At 62.7% G+C, this 14199-nt stretch carries 12 protein-coding genes; 9 read left to right on the top strand and 3 right to left on the bottom strand.

What is annotated here, in order from left to right; translation table 11 throughout:
• Positions 1 to 67: 67 nt before the first annotated feature.
• Both ACVWVP_RS01090 and gshB read right to left on the bottom strand, forming a co-directional pair.
• On the bottom strand, positions 68 to 973 hold the full coding sequence (locus tag ACVWVP_RS01090; RefSeq protein ID WP_259172194.1) for an energy transducer TonB: 906 nt from the start codon (positions 971 to 973) through the stop codon (positions 68 to 70).
• 77 nt (positions 974 to 1050) lie between these two features.
• The gene (gshB, locus tag ACVWVP_RS01085) at positions 1051 to 2004 is read right to left on the bottom strand and encodes a glutathione synthase (RefSeq protein ID WP_159960633.1); all 954 of its coding nucleotides are present in this window, start codon (positions 2002 to 2004) and stop codon (positions 1051 to 1053) included.
• A gap of 239 nt (positions 2005 to 2243) precedes the next feature.
• Between gshB and pilG the strand changes: the two genes are divergently transcribed.
• The 6 genes from pilG (at position 2244) to ACVWVP_RS01055 (ending at position 12101) form a co-directional block, all read left to right on the top strand.
• Complete coding sequence (gene pilG / locus ACVWVP_RS01080; protein WP_016972942.1) at positions 2244 to 2651, top strand: twitching motility response regulator PilG; 408 nt, start codon at positions 2244 to 2246, stop codon at positions 2649 to 2651.
• 46 nt (positions 2652 to 2697) lie between these two features.
• A complete protein-coding gene (gene pilH, locus ACVWVP_RS01075) occupies positions 2698 to 3063 on the top strand; it encodes a twitching motility response regulator PilH (RefSeq protein WP_016976047.1) in 366 nt (121 codons plus the stop codon).
• A 12-nt stretch (positions 3064 to 3075) separates the two neighbouring features.
• Entirely contained in the window at positions 3076 to 3600 is a 525-nt protein-coding gene (locus ACVWVP_RS01070; RefSeq protein ID WP_178920048.1) for a chemotaxis protein CheW, read from the top strand.
• Positions 3597 to 5648, top strand: a complete 2052-nt coding sequence (locus ACVWVP_RS01065) for a methyl-accepting chemotaxis protein (protein WP_176996757.1) — start codon at positions 3597 to 3599, stop codon at positions 5646 to 5648. Before ACVWVP_RS01070 ends, ACVWVP_RS01065 begins: the two co-directional genes overlap by 4 nt.
• 185 nt (positions 5649 to 5833) lie before the next feature.
• Entirely contained in the window at positions 5834 to 11653 is a 5820-nt protein-coding gene (locus tag ACVWVP_RS01060; protein ID WP_178920049.1) for an Hpt domain-containing protein, read from the top strand.
• On the top strand, positions 11646 to 12101 hold the full coding sequence (locus tag ACVWVP_RS01055) for a chemotaxis protein CheW (RefSeq protein WP_178920050.1): 456 nt from the start codon (positions 11646 to 11648) through the stop codon (positions 12099 to 12101). Before ACVWVP_RS01060 ends, ACVWVP_RS01055 begins: the two co-directional genes overlap by 8 nt.
• Before the next feature lie 147 nt (positions 12102 to 12248).
• On the opposite strand, the gene ACVWVP_RS01050 is transcribed toward ACVWVP_RS01055, so the two are convergent.
• Positions 12249 to 12563, bottom strand: a complete 315-nt coding sequence (locus tag ACVWVP_RS01050; RefSeq protein WP_457404230.1) for a HigA family addiction module antitoxin — start codon at positions 12561 to 12563, stop codon at positions 12249 to 12251.
• Positions 12564 to 12818: 255 nt separating this feature from the next.
• Between ACVWVP_RS01050 and ACVWVP_RS01045 the strand changes: the two genes are divergently transcribed.
• From ACVWVP_RS01045 to ACVWVP_RS01035, 3 genes are all read left to right on the top strand, one after another.
• Positions 12819 to 13202 (top strand): polymorphic toxin type 44 domain-containing protein, encoded by a 384-nt coding sequence (locus tag ACVWVP_RS01045; protein WP_178920052.1) that lies wholly within the window; start codon positions 12819 to 12821, stop codon positions 13200 to 13202.
• Positions 13180 to 13599 carry a hypothetical protein gene (locus ACVWVP_RS01040; protein ID WP_178920102.1) on the top strand — a complete coding sequence of 140 codons (420 nt, stop codon included), beginning with the start codon at positions 13180 to 13182 and terminating at the stop codon, positions 13597 to 13599. Before ACVWVP_RS01045 ends, ACVWVP_RS01040 begins: the two co-directional genes overlap by 23 nt.
• A gap of 330 nt (positions 13600 to 13929) precedes the next feature.
• The gene (locus tag ACVWVP_RS01035; RefSeq protein ID WP_457404228.1) at positions 13930 to 14169 is read left to right on the top strand and encodes a DUF6124 family protein; all 240 of its coding nucleotides are present in this window, start codon (positions 13930 to 13932) and stop codon (positions 14167 to 14169) included.
• The last annotated feature ends 30 nt before the right edge of the window (positions 14170 to 14199 follow it).

Raw genomic sequence — 14199 nt, 5'->3', positions numbered from 1 at the left:
TCCGCATGGGCATCGCAAGACCTGAGGGCCGCATCGCCGGCAAGCCGGCTCCTACAGGGGATCTGCGTCAGTTGCTGGACAGGCGGTCGCCCTTGGCGAACTTCCAGGTGCGGATGATTTCCAGGCGGTCGACGTCGTTCAGGTCCCCGGTAAATGGGGCAAAGGGCGCGGCCAGGCGCACGATGCGCTGGGCGGCCTGGTCCAGCAGCGGTTGGCCGGACGATTCCAGCACCTGCACTTCATAGAGCGTGCCGTCGCGGTTGATCGACACCAGCAAGCGCAAATTGCCGTAAATCTGCTGGCGACGTGCCTCATCCGGGTAGTTGAGGTTGCCGATGCGCTCGACCTTCTTGCGCCATTCGTCCTTATACCAGGCGCCTTTGTCGCGCATGGTCGAGGCGGCGTTCAATCGGTAGATACGCGGGCGCTTGGCGTACAGCTGCTGTTCGTTGGCCAGTTCGGCTTCCAGGCTGGAGATCTGGTCGGAAAGCTGCGAGCTGTCGAAGGTTGGCGCCGGTTTTACTGGCTCAGGTGTCGGTTCGGTCTTGGTTTTTTCGCGCTGGGTCGGGGCTTTTTGCGGCTTGGGCGCGACGGTGGTCACGGCGGCCTTGGGTGCGGCCTGCTTGACCTCGGGCTTGGGGGCCGGAGGCGGGGTGACTTTATTGACCTTGTTGTCCTGGAACGGCGCCACTTCGGTGGTCTTGGGCACGGCCTTCTTGTCGAGGGTACCGCTGCCTTGCTGGTTCTCCTGGGCGAGAAAGTCAGCTTTTTCCGGCTTTTTCTCGCTCTTGAACGTGGCGAGGGTGATTTCCAGGGTCTTGGTGATCTGCTTGGGCTCGACCATGGTGAAACCCACGCCGAGGATCAGGGCCAGGTGAATCAATGCGGCCAGGAACAGGGTAAATCCGAGCCGATCAGCCGGGCGCACGCCGCTGTGGGAGAGTTCGGGGGGCAGGTCGGACGGGAGTGTCATGACAAAAAAACCAACATCGCGCGTTTCACAGGTGGGGCATGATAGCGCAATGTTGGTGCGTGTCCGGCTGTTCTATGTCACTTGGCTTGTAGCTTGCGCTCGATGGCGGCCATCAACATTTCGCCGATGTTGGTACCAAAGGCGTTGTCGATCTCGCGGATGCAGGTCGGGCTGGTCACGTTGATTTCGGTGAGGTTTTCACCAATCACGTCCAGGCCTACAAACAGCAAGCCTTTTTCGCGTAGGGTCGGGCCGACCTGGGAGGCGATCCAACGGTCCTTGTCCGACAGCGGGCGTGCTTCGCCACGGCCACCGGCCGCCAGGTTGCCGCGGGTTTCACCGGCTGCCGGGATGCGGGCCAGGCAGTAATCCACGGGCTCGCCGTCGATCATCAGGATGCGCTTGTCGCCGTCCTTGATCGCCGGCAGGTACGCCTGGCCCATGATCTGCTGGGTGCCCAGCGCGGTCAGGGTTTCCAGGATCACCGACAGGTTCGGGTCACCGGCGCGGTGACGGAAAATCGAGGTGCCGCCCATGCCGTCCAGCGGCTTGAGGATTACATCACCGTGCTTGGCGGCGAATTCACGCAGCACGTCGGCACGGCGGCTGACCACGGTCGGCGGCGTGCACTGCGGGAACAGGGTGGCAAACAGCTTTTCATTGCAGTCGCGCAGGCTCTGCGGCTTGTTGACAATCAACACGCCAGCACGTTCGGCCTGCTCCAGCAGGTAGGTGGAGTAGACGAACTCCATGTCGAACGGCGGGTCCTTGCGCATCAGGATCACGTCCAGATCGCTCAGCGGGCTGTCGATTTCGTCGGCCAGCTCGAACCACTTCTCCGGGTTGGCGAACACCTGCAGCGGGCGCATGCGTGCGCGGGCCTCGCCGTCGCCCTGGTAAAGGTCGCGCTGCTCCATGTAGAACAGGGTCCAGCCGCGGGCCTGGGCGGCCAGGAGCATGGCCAGCGAACTGTCCTTTTTATAGGAAATGCTGGCGATAGGGTCCATGACAATGCCGACGCGAACGCTCATGGGGGATTTCCTCTAGCAAATTAGGGCGCATAAAAGTGGCGTCAGAGTGGCGCTGCGGCTGTTGTGGGTCAAGGAAAAACCACCGGGCAGGCCGCTCGATAGATTGCACCCCAAGACTGTGCTAAAAAGACTGCCACGGTGCAGCAGCCCTTGGATTCCAAGGCTTGCGGCGCCCATCCTGTGAGACATCAGGCAGTACACACCGAAAACCGATTCGCTGTGGCGATGGTAGAGCAGATATGGAACAGCATTCCAACGCCTTGAGAGTGATGGTGATCGACGATTCGAAAACGATCCGCCGCACCGCTGAAACACTGTTGAAGAACGCAGGGTGCGACGTCATCACGGCCATCGACGGTTTCGATGCCCTGGCCCGGATTGTTGATCATCACCCGCACATTATTTTTGTCGACATCATGATGCCGCGCCTGGATGGCTACCAGACCTGCGCGCTGGTGAAGAACAACCCGGCGTTCAAGTCGATCCCGGTGATCATGCTGTCCTCCAAGGACGGCCTGTTCGACAAGGCCAAGGGGCGCATCGTGGGTGTCGATCAGTTTTTGACCAAGCCTTTCAGCAAGGAAGAACTGCTGGGCGCGATCAAGGCCTACGTGCCTGCCTTCGCCGCAGTAGAACAAGCACACTGACGCCGCCTCACAAGGGCCGGCGCCAACCAATGTAGTGGGGAAAACCATGGCACGTGTTCTGATCGTCGACGATTCGCCGACCGAAATGTACAAACTGACCGGCATGCTGGAAAAGCATGGCCACCAGGTCCTGAAAGCCGAAAACGGCGCGGACGGCGTGGCCCTGGCCCGGCAGGAACTGCCCGACGCCGTGCTGATGGACATCGTGATGCCGGGCCTCAATGGCTTCCAGGCCACCCGCCAGCTGTCCAAGGAGCCGGAAACCAACGGTATCCCGATCATCATCATTACCACCAAGGACCAGGAGACCGACAAGATCTGGGGCGCCCGCCAGGGGGCTAAGGATTACCTGACCAAACCGGTGGACGAAGAAACCCTGATTGCTACCCTGAACAAGGTGCTGGCCGGCTGACGGTTCGCCACCATGACCGAGTCGCAAACCGCCTTCGAGCTGCTGCTGGACATCGACCGCCGCTGCCGCCTGCTGGCCGCCGACCTGCCGTCCCAGGAAACCCGCCTGCAACGCTGGAGCGGGATCGGCTTTCGCCTGGGGCCGCACTGGTACGTGGCGCCCATGGGCGAAGTCGCCGAAGTCCTGCATGAACCGCGCTGCACCGTGATGCCGGGAGTAAAACCCTGGGTCAAGGGCGTGGCCAACCTGCGCGGGCGCTTGCTGCCGGTGATGGACCTCGGCGGTTTTCTCGGCCTTGAGTTGTCCCGGGTGCGCAAGCAGCGGCGGGTACTGGTGGTGGAATACAACGACCTGTTTGTCGGGCTGCTGGTAGACGAGGTGGTGGGCATGCAGCATTTCGCGCAAGACGCATTGTTGACGGGCACGCTCTCCAGCGCGCCGTTTATCAGGGGCCAGTTCGACGGCGACCAGCTGTGGCAGGTCTTCAGCCCCTTCGCTCTGGCCCAGGCCCCAGGCTTCATGGATGTCGCCGCATGACCACCGCTACCACGCCCAAACCCCAAGCCGCGTCGCGCAGTCGCTCGCAGATCATCGTGCTGTTCATCGCGCTGATCGTGTTCATCATGTTGCTGTTCGCCAACTTCGCGTACCTCAACACCCAGTCCACCTACGACAAACAGTACATCGGCCACGCCGGCGAGCTGCGCGTGCTGTCCCAGCGTATCGCCAAGAACGCCACCGAAGCCGCGGCTGGCAAGGCGGCGGCGTTCAAGTTGCTGTCTGACGCGCGCAACGACTTCGCCCAGCGCTGGGGCTACCTGAAAAAAGGCGACATCGAGACCGGCCTGCCCGCCGCACCCAACGCCGTGCGTGCCGAGATGCGTGCGGTGCAGACCGATTGGGAAGCGCTGCTGAAAAACACCGACGCGATCCTCGCCAGCGAGCAGACGGTGCTGTCATTGCACCAAGTGGCCGCGACCCTGGCCGAAACGGTGCCGCAGTTGCAGATGGAATCGGAAAAGGTCGTCGACATCCTGCTGCAACGCGGTGCCCCGGCCAGCCAAGTGGCCTTGGCCCAACGCCAGTCGCTGCTGGCCGAGCGAATCCTGGGTGCCGTGAACACCGTGCTGGCCGGCGACGAAACCGCCGCCCAGGCCGCCGACGCCTTTGGGCGCGACGCCAACCGCTTCGGCCAGGTGCTCAACGGCATGCTCCAGGGCAACGCCGGGTTGCGCATCAGCCAGGTCGAAGACCACGACGCCCGGGCGCGGCTGGCGGAAATCGCCGAGTTGTTCGAATTCGTCTCCGGCTCGGTGGATGAAATCCTCGAAACCTCGCCGCAGCTGTTCCAGGTGCGAGCGTCGGCGAGCAATATCTTCAACCTGTCGCAAACCTTGCTCGATGAAGCCTCACACTTGGCCACCGGGTTTGAAAACCTCGCCAGCGGGCGCAGTTTCGACACCATTGGCGGCTATGTGCTGGGCTTGCTGGCGCTGACCTCGATCATCCTGATCGGCCTGGTGATGGTGCGCGAAACCAACCGCCAGCTGCACGAAACCGCCGAGAAGAATGAGCGCAACCAGAACGCGATCATGCGCCTGCTCGATGAAATCGAAGACCTGGCCGACGGCGACCTCACCGTGACCGCTTCGGTGACCGAAGACTTCACCGGCACCATCGCCGACTCCATCAACTATTCCGTGGACCAGCTGCGCGACCTGGTCGCCACCATCAACCTCACTGCCGGCCAAGTTGCTGGCGCGGTGCAAGACACCCAGGCCACCGCCATGCACCTGGCCCAGGCTTCGGAGCACCAGGCCCAGCAGATTGCCGAGGCGTCCACCGCGATCAATGAGATGGCCCAGTCCATCGACCAGGTGTCGGCCAACGCCGCTGAGTCCTCGGCAGTGGCGGAGCGCTCGGTAGAGATCGCCAACAAGGGCAACGAGGTGGTGCACAACACCATCCACGGCATGGACAACATTCGCGAACAGATCCAGGACACGGCCAAGCGCATCAAGCGCCTGGGCGAGTCGTCCCAGGAAATTGGCGACATCGTCAGCCTGATCGACGACATTGCCGACCAGACCAACATCCTGGCCCTCAACGCCGCGATCCAGGCGAGCATGGCCGGGGACGCCGGGCGCGGATTTGCCGTGGTCGCCGACGAAGTGCAGCGACTGGCCGAGCGCTCGTCGGCGGCCACCCGGCAGATCGAAACCCTGGTGCGCGCGATCCAGGCCGACACCAACGAAGCCGTGATTTCCATGGAACAGACCACCACCGAAGTGGTGCGCGGCGCGCGGCTGGCCCAGGACGCGGGCGTGGCGCTGGAAGAAATCGAAGGCGTGTCGAAAACCCTGGCGGCGTTGATCCAGAGCATTTCCAACGCGGCGCAGCAGCAGACCTCCTCGGCGGGGCAGATTTCCCTGACCATGAACGTGATCCAGCAGATCACCACCCAGACCTCGTCGGGCTCCACGGCCACCGCCGAAAGCATCGGCAACCTGGCGAAGATGGCCAGCCAGTTGCGCCGGTCGGTGTCGGGGTTCACCTTGCCGCCGCCCAAGCAGGTCGATAATTGAAATGCATTTTAAAGCACACCACTGTCCAACTGTGGGAGCTGGCTTGCCTGCGATAGCGATCTATCAGCTGGCACATGTATAGCTGACCCACCGCTATCGCAGGCACGCCAGCTCCCACACTAGATCTCCATTCGGTTTGAGATCTCTGCAACACCAGCAACCCACGAATTCTAAGCGGAGCAGTTATGGTTGATCGGCACGACTACGTGGCCCTCGAATGGGTCAAGGGCGACATTGCCGAAACCCTGAAACAGGCGCGTTCGGCCCTGGACGCCTTTGTCGAGACCGCTGACGCCGAGGCCATCAGCGAGTGCCTGGCCGGCATCCATCAGGTGCATGGCGCGTTGCAGATGGTCGAGTTCTACGGCGCGGCACTGCTGGCCGAAGAGCTTGAAGAACTCGCCCTGGCACTCCAGGCCGGGCACGTCAGCCAGCGCGACGAAAGCATCCGCCTGCTGCAACAGGCGCTCAACCAATTGCCGCTGTACCTGGACCGCGTGCACAGCGCCCGCCGCGACCTGCCGCTGGTGGTCTTGCCGCTGCTCAACGACCTGCGCAGTGCGCGCGGCGAAAGCCTGTTGTCGGAGACCAGCCTGTTCAGCCCGCAGTTGCTATCGATTGCGCCGCTGCCCGACGAAGCCCTGGCCCAACGTGCGTTGCCCGACCTGCACGAACAGCTGCGCCAGTGGCACCAATTGCTGCAACAGGCCCTCGCCGGCCTGCTGCGCGAAGACCACGGCCCCAGCAACCTGGAAGACATGGCGCGGGTCTTCGCCCGCCTCGAAGCGCTGTGCCAGGGCGCGCCGTTGCTGCCGTTGTGGCAAGTCACCTCGGCGCTGGTCGAAGGCATGCTCACCGGCGTGATCGCCAACAGCCCGGCCCTGCGCAGCCTGCTCAAGGCCAGTGACAAGCAACTCAAGCGCCTGCTGGCCCAAGGCATTGGTGGCATCAACCAGCCGGCGCCGGATGAACTGCTCAAAAGCCTGCTGTTCTACGTGGCCAAGGTGACCCGGCCGACGCCGCGCATGCAAAGCCTGAAAGAACGCTATGGCCTGGACGAAGCCTTGCCCGACAGTGCCGTGGTCGATGCCGAGCGTGCGCGCCTGGCCGGGCCGGACCGCAATGCCATGGGCTCGGTGCTCGGCGCGTTGTGCGAAGAACTGGTGCGGGTCAAGGAGCGTCTCGACCTGTTCGTGCGCAGCGATCGCCAGCACACCAGCGACCTTGAAGCCTTGCTCGCGCCGCTGCGACAGATCGCCGACACCCTGGCGGTACTGGGCTTTGGCCAACCGCGCAAAGTGATCATCGACCAGTTGGCGGTGGTGCTGAGCCTGGTCCAGGGTCAGCGCGAACCCAATGACGCCGTGTTGATGGACGTTGCAGGCGCCTTGCTTTATGTCGAGGCTACGTTGGCGGGGATGGTCGGCACCGTCGAACCGGAAAGCCGCGAAGAAAGCCGCCTGCCCACCACCGACCTGACCCAGATCCATCAGTTGGTGATCCGTGAGTCCTGCCAGTGCCTCAAGCAAGCCAAGGAACTGGTGATCGACTGCATCGAGGCCGACTGGGACCGCCAGCGCCTGGAGTCCCTGCCGGAACTGCTGAGCCAGGTGCGCGGCGCCTTGGCGATGATTCCCCTGCCTCGTGCTGCGAGCTTGATGCGCGGCTGCACCGACTACGTCGATGAACAGCTGATGGGCGGTGATGCGACACCTGACGAGGCGCAGTTGGGGCATTTTGCCGATGTAATCAGCAGCCTGGAGTACTACCTGGAGCGCATGCTCCAAGACCCTGACGCTGCAGGTGAACGGGTGCTGGAGTTGGCCACCGAAGGCCTTGCGGCACTCGGTTATCTGCCGGCTGAAAAACCGTGGCGCCAAGCGCTGGTTGCGCCGGAGGGGGCGTTGACCACCGAGGCCACGCCCAGCCAGTCCCAGTTCGATGCGCTGGCCAGCCCGACGTCGCGCCTGAACCCTCCGGCCCTGCAACGCCCGGGCAGCCTGTTGCCACCACCGGCCGACGAAGAACCCATCGACGACGAACTGCGCGAAGTCTTCCTTGAGGAAACCGACGAAGTCCTCGACGTGCTGCACCGCTACCTGCCCAACAGTGCCGACAAGACCGCCCAGGGCGAAATGCGCCGTGCCTTCCACACCTTGAAAGGCAGCGGCCGCATGGTGCGCGCCCTGGTGCTGGCGGAGTTGGCCTGGGCCGTGGAAAACCTGCTCAACCGCGTGTTGGAACGCAGCGTGGCCCTGGGTCCTGACGTGCAAGAGGTGCTGGATGAAGCGGTGGCCTTGCTGCCGGAGCTGATCGCCGATTTCGCCACCGACGATCAACACCAGCGCGATGAAGTCGACGCCCTGGCCGCCCGCGCCCATGCCCTGGCCAGCGGCACACCCGAGCCAGCGGCTGAAGCCCATGACCCCATGCTGCTGGAGATTTTCCGCAACGAAGCCCAGAGCCACCTGGACAGCCTCAACCACTTCCTGCAACAGGCTGCCGAGCATGTGCCGTTGCAAGTCAGCGATGAACTGCAACGCGCCCTGCACACCCTCAAGGGCAGCGCCTATATGGCCGGCGTGTTGCCCATCGCCGAACTGGCCCGCCCGCTTGACCATCTGACCCGCGAGTACAAGGCCCACCGCCTGCCACTGGACTTGGACGAAGTGGAGCTGCTGCTAGAGGCCGAGGGCCTGTTCCAGCGAGGGGTGCGCCAGTTGGACCGTGACCCGTTGGCGCCGATCAAGGGCGCCGAGGACCTGATCGGCCGCACCCAAAGCCTGCTCGACAGCCAACTGACCGCGCTGCTCGACGCACCCCACACGGGCTTGCGCATCAAGCGCGACCCGCAGTTGATCGCCAACTTCCTGGCCCAGGGCATGGACATCCTGCTCGACGCCGAGAACCTGCTGCGCCGCTGGCAACAGCACCCGGGCGAACGCCAGGAACTGACGGCGTTGCTGGATGAGCTGACCACCCTGGGGGAGGGCGCGCACGTCGCCGACCTGCATGCCATCGACGCGCTGTGCGAGGCGTTGCTCGACCTGTACGGCGCCGTCGAAGAAAGCAGCCTGGCCGTGAGCGAGCGGTTTTTCCATGAGGCCGAACAGGCCCACGAAGCCCTGATCAACATGCTCGACCAACTGGCGGCCGGCCAGGAAATCAGCCCGGCCCCGGCACGGGTCGAGGCGCTGCGCGAGCTGTTGGACGAGGCTCTCGACCCGTCCGCCACCGGGTTGATCCGCAGCGATGGCAGCCGAGCGCTGAGCATCGCCGAGCTGGGTGCCGCGACCCAGCAGTTGGAGCATGAAACGGCCATGGACGACGAGATCGTCGAGATCTTCCTCGAAGAGGCCGTGGACATCCTCGACAGTGCCGGGCAGTCCCTCAAGCGCTGGCTGCTGGAGCCCGAAAGCGCCGCGCCGTTGTCGTCGTTGCAACGTGACCTGCACACCCTCAAGGGCGGCGCACGCATGGCCGAAATCGGCCCGATCGGCGACCTGGCCCATGAGCTGGAATGCCTGTACGAAGGCCTGGTAGACCGCCGCTACAGCTACAGCGCCGAGCTGTCCCAGGTGCTGATGGCCAGCCATGAACACCTGGCCTTGCAGTTGGAGGAGCTGCAAGGCCATCAACCCTTGAGCGACAGCCGTGAGCTGGTCGATAAGTTGCGCGCGGTACGCCAGGGCAACCCACCGACGGCGCCTGCAGCGGTGGCGCCAGCGTCGGGCGCCGACCCTGAGTTGCTGGATATCTTCCTCGAAGAAGCCGCCGACATTCTCGACAGCTCCAGCAGCGCGCTGGTGCGCTGGCAAGCCGAGCCCGGCAATCGCCAGGAAGTGGAAACCCTGCTGCGCGACCTGCACACCCTCAAGGGCGGTGCGCGCATGGTCGAGATCGGGCCGATCGGCGATCTGGCCCATGAACTGGAGACCCTCTACGAAGGGCTCTCGGCCGGGTTGCTGGCGCCGTCGGCAGAACTGTTTGCGCTGCTGCAAGGCTGCCATGACCGCCTGGCCCAGATGATCGACGCGGTGGCCGATGGCTTGCCGGTGGGCTCGGTGGACAAGCTGATCCAGCGCATCAAAAGCCTGGTGCACCCCAGCGATGAACCGGTAGTGCCGGTGGCGTTGCCCGCGGGCAAGGCCGAGGCGGCGGTCGACCCGACGGCCGACATGGTGAAGATTTCCGCTGAGCTGTTGGACGACTTGGTTAACCTGGCCGGCGAAACCTCGATTTTTCGCGGCCGCATCGAGCAACAAGTCAACGACGCACGCATCGCCCTGACCGAAGTGGAAACGACCATTGAGCGCATGCGCGACCAACTGCGCCGGCTCGACACCGAAACCCAAGGGCGCATCCTCAGCCGTCAGCAGGCCGAGGCCGAGCGCCTGGGCTATGAAGAATTCGATCCGCTGGAAATGGATCGTCATTCGCAGTTGCAGCAACTGTCACGCGCGTTGTCCGAATCCGCCTCCGACCTGCTCGACCTCAAGGACACGCTCGACCGTCGCAATCAGGACGCCCATGACCTGCTGCAACAACAGGCGCGCATCAACACCGCGTTGCAGGAAGGCTTGATGCGCACGCGCATGGTGCCGTTCGAACGCATGCTGCCGCGCCTCAAGCGCATCGTGCGGCAAGTGGCGGGGGAGTTGGGCAAGGACGTGGAGTTCGTGGTCGGCAACGCCGAGGGCGAGATGGACCGCAACGTGCTCGAACGCATGGCGGCGCCCCTGGAACACATGTTGCGCAATGCGGTGGACCACGGACTGGAATCCCGCGATGCGCGGCTGCTGGCCGGCAAGCCGGAGAAGGGCCGCATCACCCTGGACCTGACCCACGAAGGCGGCGATATCGTCTTCGACATGCGCGACGACGGCGCCGGGGTACCGCTGGAGGCCGTGCGGCGCAAGGCGATCAAGCGCGGTTTGCTCGACCCCAATCAGGAGATCAGCGACCGCGACGTGTTGCAGTTCATCCTGCAGCCGGGTTTTTCCACGGCCGAAAAAATCACGCAGATCTCCGGGCGTGGCGTGGGCATGGACGTGGTGCACGAAGAGGTGCGCCAGCTGGGCGGCTCGATGTTCATTGAGTCGACGCCTGGGGTGGGCGTGCACTTTCGTATTCGCTTGCCGTTTACCGTGTCGGTCAACCGGGCGTTGATGGTGCAGTGCGCGGACGACCAATACGCTATCCCGCTCAATACCATCGAAGGCCTGGTGAGTGTGCTGCCCCATGAGCTGGCGGGGCATTATCAGCAGGACCCGCCACGTTATGAATATGCCGGCCAGCGCTACGAACTCTTCTACCTCGGCGACCTGTTGCACACCGTCAGCCGTCCGAAACTGCTGGGCCAGTACCAGCCCGTGCCGGTGCTGCTGGTGCAGTGCAACGAGCGGCGCGTGGCGGTGCAAGTGGACGCCATGGCGGGTACGCGGGAAATCGTGGTGAAAGGTCTGGGGCCACAGTTTGCGGGGGTGCAGGGCTTGTCCGGCGCGACCATTCTGGGCGACGGCCGTGTGGTGCTGATCATCGATTTGCTGGCGCACATCCGCGCCCGGCAACCGGCCTTGCCGGCCCAGACGTTCGACGCGCCGCTGATCCTCAACGACCCGCTGAAAAAGCGCCCGTTGCTGGTGCTGGTGGTGGACGACTCGGTCACCGTGCGCAAAGTCACCAGCCGCCTGCTGGAACGCAACGGCATGAACGTGCTCACCGCCAAGGACGGCATCGACGCCATCGCGGTGCTGGAAGAACACACGCCGGACCTGATGCTGCTGGACATCGAAATGCCGCGCATGGACGGCTTCGAAGTGGCCACCCAAGTGCGCAACGACCCTAGGCTGATGCGCCTGCCGATCATCATGATCACCTCCCGCACCGGCCAGAAACACCGCGACCGCGCCATGGCGATTGGCGTGAATGACTACCTCGGCAAGCCGTACCAAGAGTCGGTGCTGCTGGAAAGCATCGCCTACTGGAGCAAGTCCCATGCTTGACCACCGCACCAGCCAACTCACTGGCCTGCTGCTGCCCCTGGCCGACCGCCACCTGGTGCTGCCCAACGTCGCGATTGCCGAGCTGATCGACTTCCAGCGCGGCGAACCCGCCAGCGACGCACCGCCGTGGTACCTGCGGCAAGTGACCTGGCGTGATCAGCAACTGCCGCTGATCAGCTTTGAAGCCGCGTGCGGCGAAGCCATCGTCGCCGGTGAACGCTCACGCATCGTGGTGCTCAACGCCCTGGGCGGGCGGCCGACGTTGAAGTTCATTGCGCTGGTGATCCAGGGGATCCCCCGCTCGTACAAGCTCGACAGCCAACTCAGCTACGTGGACGTGCCGCTGTGCCCGCTGGAACTGGCGGCAGTGCAGGTGGGTGAGCATGTGGCGAAAGTGCCGGATTTGATGGGGCTTGAAGCCTTGTTGATAGAGTCCGGCCTGGCCTGATTACCCTGTATCCAAAAACCTATGAAGATCCAAATGTGGGAGCGGGCTTGCTCGCGAAAGCTCTGGATCAGTCACAGATGCGCTGACTGACGCCCCGCATTCGCGAGCAAGCCCGCTCCCACACTAAATTGTGTTGGCCTCAAGACCTCAATCAATCCGCGCAAACCGTTCAATTACCGGCTGTTCCCGATGCTCGGCCTGCCACAAGTCGTAGGCGCTTTGCATCGACAGCCAAAGCTGGGCAGTACTCACCCCGGCCCGCTCCAGCCGCACGGCAAGGTCTGGGCTGACTGGGGCGTGGCCATGCAAGATCCTTGAAAAGGTTTCGCGAGCGAAGCCAAGGCGCCGGGCCATTTCGGTGATGGTGATACCCAACGCTGGCACCGCGTCTTCAAGCAGGATCTCACCTGGGTGAGGTGGGTTGTTGATGTCCTTGCATCGCTTCTTAGCTGTGAGATTCATGCGGTATGCCCGTGACGATTCAGACCGAAAAGGCTAGGGGTACCGGTTCCGAGCAACAACCTGAATAGCCTGTCAGAGCATTCCGATCTGACTGTCGGTGCCTCATGGTTCCTGGACAAATCTTGTCCTAACACCTGAGACGTAAGGCATGGATCGAATGGTTGTGTGAAGTTTCTGTAAGTACGAACTCGGGATTTTTTGCCGATTGTTGAGTGTTAGCGTTTCTTGCTCAACTCCATCAGCAAGGACTCGCAAATGGCCGTTCCACCCGCGCCCCCAGGCGTTTCGCTGCAAGACAATATCGCTATCGCCAACAACCGCAGGCTGCATTTGAAGCCCGGTTCGGCGCTCATGTATTCGTGGTTCTACTCACAGGTCCGAGGGCGTGGGCCTTGGGATTACAAACAGAAAAGCCTGGAGTATGAGGCATTCGGAAACTTCAATTATGGTGCTACAGGTACGGTGCTGGGCATTCCCGAGCATGTTTTGTTACGGGCAGCAGGTGTCGCTCAAACATTCGCAGAAACCACCAAGCCGGAGTTTGGGTCATGGTGGGGAGGAGAACCGTTTGGCGATGATCCTCGCGATCAATATTGGATAAGGAGGGGGATTGAGTATGCAATTTCTCAGGGCTACTAAAGGCCTCTTTCCGGTCCTGCGCAACTGCCTGCTGGTAGCCTGCCTGATGTATATCGGGGGCCATTGGATCATGTCATCCGGCACACCGGATTTGGACGAAGTGGTTTTGAAACACTCGTTGGGCAACGGCAACTCAATTTATGGAGCGCGTGACGGACAGGGCGGCGCGACAGTGGGATTTTCCTACAGGTACTACGTTTATAAGGACTTGGGCAGTGACCAGGAGATACTGACAGCGCTGATGTCGGCACATCCCTTTTTGAAAACCAAAAAGCCAGATGTCCAGGTCACTCAGGTGGATGGCGTCATCCACCTCATTGTTCGTGGTGAGGTTTATGAGTACCGCAGCTATCCGCTCGAAGGTTTGGGGGCTGTGAGCATAGACATGAAGTTGTAGACCGGCGGGCTTCGGATTTTTCCTGCGAGATTTGGAGGTGTGCGTGAACTTGTCGCGTGCAGGCGGCGCGCCTAGTCTTCGTCCCGTCATCGCAAAAAACGGTGACACGGACGTGCAAGTCCGGTTACATGTCGGCGCACCGGCGCCCATAGCTATTCAACGGGCGTTTTTTATGCCTGCTGTATATGTTATGGCGGCTGTGCGTGGGAGATCCCTCGGGGTCTGCCGGGGTCCGATATGCCCGGTCTTGCACACCTGCGCACAGCTGCCACCTTAATTCGCGTGCAAGCGGAAGAGGGCAGTCTCCATCACATATCGGAGCTGTAAATCATGGTCAAACCTACCCCCAATCCACCTCTCTTCAGCGTAAATCCTCACCAAGACACCGAAACCCTGTTGGTCAACGCCAGCGAAACCCTGTCCTCCCTCAACGCACTCACCTGCAACCTGGCCTTCGACCTGGACACCTCCCAGCGCGCCATCCTGCTCGGCATCCAGCAAATGGCGGAGCTGGGGCAGATGCTGATTGATAGGGCGTTGGAGCAAGTCAGCCCGGCGACAGCCGCTTAAAACGGTCCCAAGCAGGGACTGATCGTTCCC

This window comes from Pseudomonas sp. TE24901 (assembly GCF_054058375.1).
This window is presented reverse-complemented; position numbering and strand designations above follow the sequence as displayed.

Bases quoted from the DNA above. Each gene is read 5' to 3' on its own strand.
- ACVWVP_RS01090 (WP_259172194.1), bottom strand. From the start codon at position 973: ATGACACTCCCGTCCGACCTGCCCCCCGAACTCTCCCACAGCGGCGTG.
- gshB (WP_159960633.1), bottom strand. From the start codon at position 2,004: ATGAGCGTTCGCGTCGGCATTGTCATGGACCCTATCGCCAGCATTTCC.
- pilG (WP_016972942.1), top strand. From the start codon at position 2,244: ATGGAACAGCATTCCAACGCCTTGAGAGTGATGGTGATCGACGATTCG.
- pilH (WP_016976047.1), top strand. From the start codon at position 2,698: ATGGCACGTGTTCTGATCGTCGACGATTCGCCGACCGAAATGTACAAA.
- ACVWVP_RS01070 (WP_178920048.1), top strand. From the start codon at position 3,076: ATGACCGAGTCGCAAACCGCCTTCGAGCTGCTGCTGGACATCGACCGC.
- ACVWVP_RS01065 (WP_176996757.1), top strand. From the start codon at position 3,597: ATGACCACCGCTACCACGCCCAAACCCCAAGCCGCGTCGCGCAGTCGC.
- ACVWVP_RS01060 (WP_178920049.1), top strand. From the start codon at position 5,834: ATGGTTGATCGGCACGACTACGTGGCCCTCGAATGGGTCAAGGGCGAC.
- ACVWVP_RS01055 (WP_178920050.1), top strand. From the start codon at position 11,646: ATGCTTGACCACCGCACCAGCCAACTCACTGGCCTGCTGCTGCCCCTG.
- ACVWVP_RS01050 (WP_457404230.1), bottom strand. From the start codon at position 12,563: ATGAATCTCACAGCTAAGAAGCGATGCAAGGACATCAACAACCCACCT.
- ACVWVP_RS01045 (WP_178920052.1), top strand. From the start codon at position 12,819: ATGGCCGTTCCACCCGCGCCCCCAGGCGTTTCGCTGCAAGACAATATC.
- ACVWVP_RS01040 (WP_178920102.1), top strand. From the start codon at position 13,180: ATGCAATTTCTCAGGGCTACTAAAGGCCTCTTTCCGGTCCTGCGCAAC.
- ACVWVP_RS01035 (WP_457404228.1), top strand. From the start codon at position 13,930: ATGGTCAAACCTACCCCCAATCCACCTCTCTTCAGCGTAAATCCTCAC.